At 57.4% G+C, this 2,826-nt stretch carries 3 protein-coding genes; 1 reads left to right on the plus strand and 2 read right to left on the minus strand.

Annotated features, from left to right (window positions below):
• Positions 1-96: 96 nt before the first annotated feature.
• Positions 97-585, minus strand: coding sequence for a hypothetical protein (locus tag DM995_RS09895; protein WP_116969317.1), 489 nt, complete (start codon positions 583-585; stop codon positions 97-99).
• 171 nt (positions 586-756) lie between these two features.
• Here DM995_RS09895 and DM995_RS21245 point away from each other — a divergent pair, with 171 nt between their 5' ends.
• Positions 757-1,614 (plus strand): hypothetical protein, encoded by an 858-nt coding sequence (locus tag DM995_RS21245; RefSeq protein WP_157973153.1) that lies wholly within the window; start codon positions 757-759, stop codon positions 1,612-1,614.
• Between the two features lie 114 nt (positions 1,615-1,728).
• Here DM995_RS21245 and DM995_RS09900 read toward each other — a convergent pair whose 3' ends face one another.
• Positions 1,729-2,652 (minus strand): IS1595 family transposase, encoded by a 924-nt coding sequence (locus tag DM995_RS09900; RefSeq protein ID WP_116969318.1) that lies wholly within the window; start codon positions 2,650-2,652, stop codon positions 1,729-1,731.
• Between the last annotated feature and the right edge of the window lie 174 nt (positions 2,653-2,826).

Raw genomic sequence — 2,826 nt, forward strand, 5'->3', positions numbered from 1 at the left:
CGAGCGCCTGCACCGCCGCATCGGGCAATTCTTGCAGATAGAGCCTGGCCGCTTCTGCCGGCATTGCCGCCAGCCGTTCGGCCAGCGAAAGGCTGTTCATTCGCGCGCGGGCTCAGCCGCGCCCGGCGCCTGTTGGACGTCGGTTCGCTCCGCACCGGCAGCGGTGCCGAGCCGCTCGCGGATCTGCTCCAGCGTGGCGGCAAGCTGGTCGCGCACGTTCTTGGCGCTCTGCGGATCGGCGGGCGGATCGGCGCGCGCCTTTTCGACGCTCTGCTTGTACGCCATCAGCAGCTTCAGCCCCTGTGCATCGTCGAATTCGGTGGCCTTGCCGATGCTGCCATCGGGGCGCTTCACCGGCTTGATCGTGCCGAAGCGCGCGGTCTTGAGCATACGGAACTCGAGCTCGTCATAGCCGGTGGCGATCGCCATCTGCCAGCCATGGCTGAATGCCGGGCAGCTCGCCCGCAGCCGATAGACTGCCGATCGCGACACTCCGGCACGCTTGGCCGAAAGCGAGACGTTCGAGGTTTCGGCAAGATGGTCGAGGAACGCGCACAGGCTTTCCTCCGACAGGCTGTCGGACAAGGCATTCTCCGCGGGGCACTGGATAGGCGAGAGAGCCTGTCACCGGGGTATCCCGACTCGCTCCATCTCGATGTTACTGTTTTGTACCCAATCAGCGTGACGATGGGCATTGTTATATTTCGCATACCCACGCAATGAAAGGGGTGTTAAATGGTAGCCCCTGACAGATGCGTGAGTTTGAAAGATATGCTTGAGCTTAACGCCCCCGCCTTTTTAGGTGCAGCCACATCGGTGGCGCGCCTCCATCAAATATGCTCAAGCCTTTCAGCTGAGGCAGGCGAGCTGCTTTTGCCTGAAAGCGTGGCTGCCATTTTACCACCAGTGCGTTCCTTCAATGCCGAACTACTGAAAATTGGGGCTAGACTTGCCAGCCTCTCCGCCGAGCGTTTCATCGCTCGCCTTGAGCAGGTTCCGTGCCATCTATCAGTAGGCATGGCTGTCCATGCGCTTCACGACATTGAAAGCAGATTTGCCGACTTTTTGTCAGATATTCAGCTATTCACGCTTTCAGCCCAAGAGACTCCTTACATGGCCCCGGCTGAAGACTTGCTCCAATATCCAGAATACTCCGTAGTATATCCAAATGCATCATTTGAAATTGAGGAGGCCGCTAAGTGCGTTGCTTTAGGTCGATACACTGCGGCTGTATTTCATGCGATGCGGATGTTAGAAATTGGCATTCGGGCGTTAGCCAAGCGCCTTGCAATCCCTGACCCGACCAAAGCCTCAGAAAAAAATTGGGCAATAATATTGTCTGTTATTAAGGCGAAGATAGATGAGCTGTGGCCGCCCAAAACTCGTCTACCGCACACCGAAGGTGCTGCGTTCGATGACCTGTATGCCCACCTTGATGCCGTTAGGAATCCTTGGCGGAACGCCACAATGCATGTCGAGACAATTTATGCACCGCACGAAGCTGTGCACATTATTCGGTGCACTGCATTTTTCATGACCAAGCTGGCAGGTCTGACCGGCGAGGACGGGAACCCACCGCCTACTTCACCTTCAGATGACCTAGTAGGAGTTTGAACCGTCTATCTGCCTCTGTGGGGTTTAGTTCGCCAGCGGCAATCATGCGCTCGGCTTCGGCGCGAAACCTCGCGCTTTGCTGCTCCTGGCTTTCTGGCTGCTTCTTTTTGGGCATTACCGCGCACCAATCGTTTCATAGGTGAGCCGCTTGCCGATGACGCCCTGCAACAGGCGGTCGGCGCGGTCTGCATCATTGCAGCCACGAGCCTGACGGTTGGTGTAGCGGAAGTCAAATTCCGCCAGATACCGGTGCAGGTGGTTTTCGTGGCAGTGCTGGTAAATGCCGCGCATCCCGCGCTTGAAGATGCTGAAATAGCCCTCAACGGTGTTGGTGGAAACGTCACCACGCACGTATTCGCTACGGCCATGGGTGACGTAATCATGCGAGGCATATTCCTTGCCCACGGCGCTGTAGAGGCGGCTTTCGTCGGTAGTGAGCTTGGCTTCCTTGGCGACGTTGGCGCGCACGATCTGCGCAACCTCGTCACGCACCAGCGAATTAGCGGGCATTGAACGGGCCTTGCCGCTTTCACGGTCGATCAGGGCGACAACGCGCAGCTTGTGAGCCGATCCGCCCTTGCCCTTAGCCTTCTTCACGCGCGGATTGTAGCCGATGAAAGTCTCGTCAACTTCGACCCGGCCACCATTGCCGCCCATCAAGTCAGGCGAACCGTCGCGCATTGCTTCACGGATGCGATGCGACATGAACCACGCGGTCTTGAGGGTTACACCAAGGGTGCGGTGTAGCTGGTTGCTGCTAATGCCTTTCTTGCTGCCAGCGATCAAATACATCGCCTGAAGCCAGATGTGCATCGGCACATGCGATGCTTCAAAAATGGTGCCGATCTTCACGGTGAACGGCTTGCGGCACTGGTAGCACTTATAGGTGCCAATGCGGGTCGATTTGCCGCCCATTTTACCAATGCGGTCAACGCCGCCGCAATGCGGGCAAACAGGGCCTTCGGGCCAAATCCGCGCCTCAACGTAGGCGTAAGCTGCTTCTTCGTTGTGGAAGTGGGGAGCGGAAAGTGCCGACATGGTTAAGAACCTTTTTGATGACGAGGCCCTTTTCCCTGTTTTGCGTGGGTATGTCAAGTATAATATCGCCGTGACGATGTCAACCGGAAATAACCAATACGGTTAATACACCTCGTCAGGCGGCGGCGGATCCTGCATCAGGTTGAGCCGTCGCAGCGCCAGCGCGGCCAAGCG

The organism is Blastomonas sp. UPD001 (genome assembly GCF_003426715.1).
Taxonomy (GTDB): domain Bacteria; phylum Pseudomonadota; class Alphaproteobacteria; order Sphingomonadales; family Sphingomonadaceae; genus Blastomonas.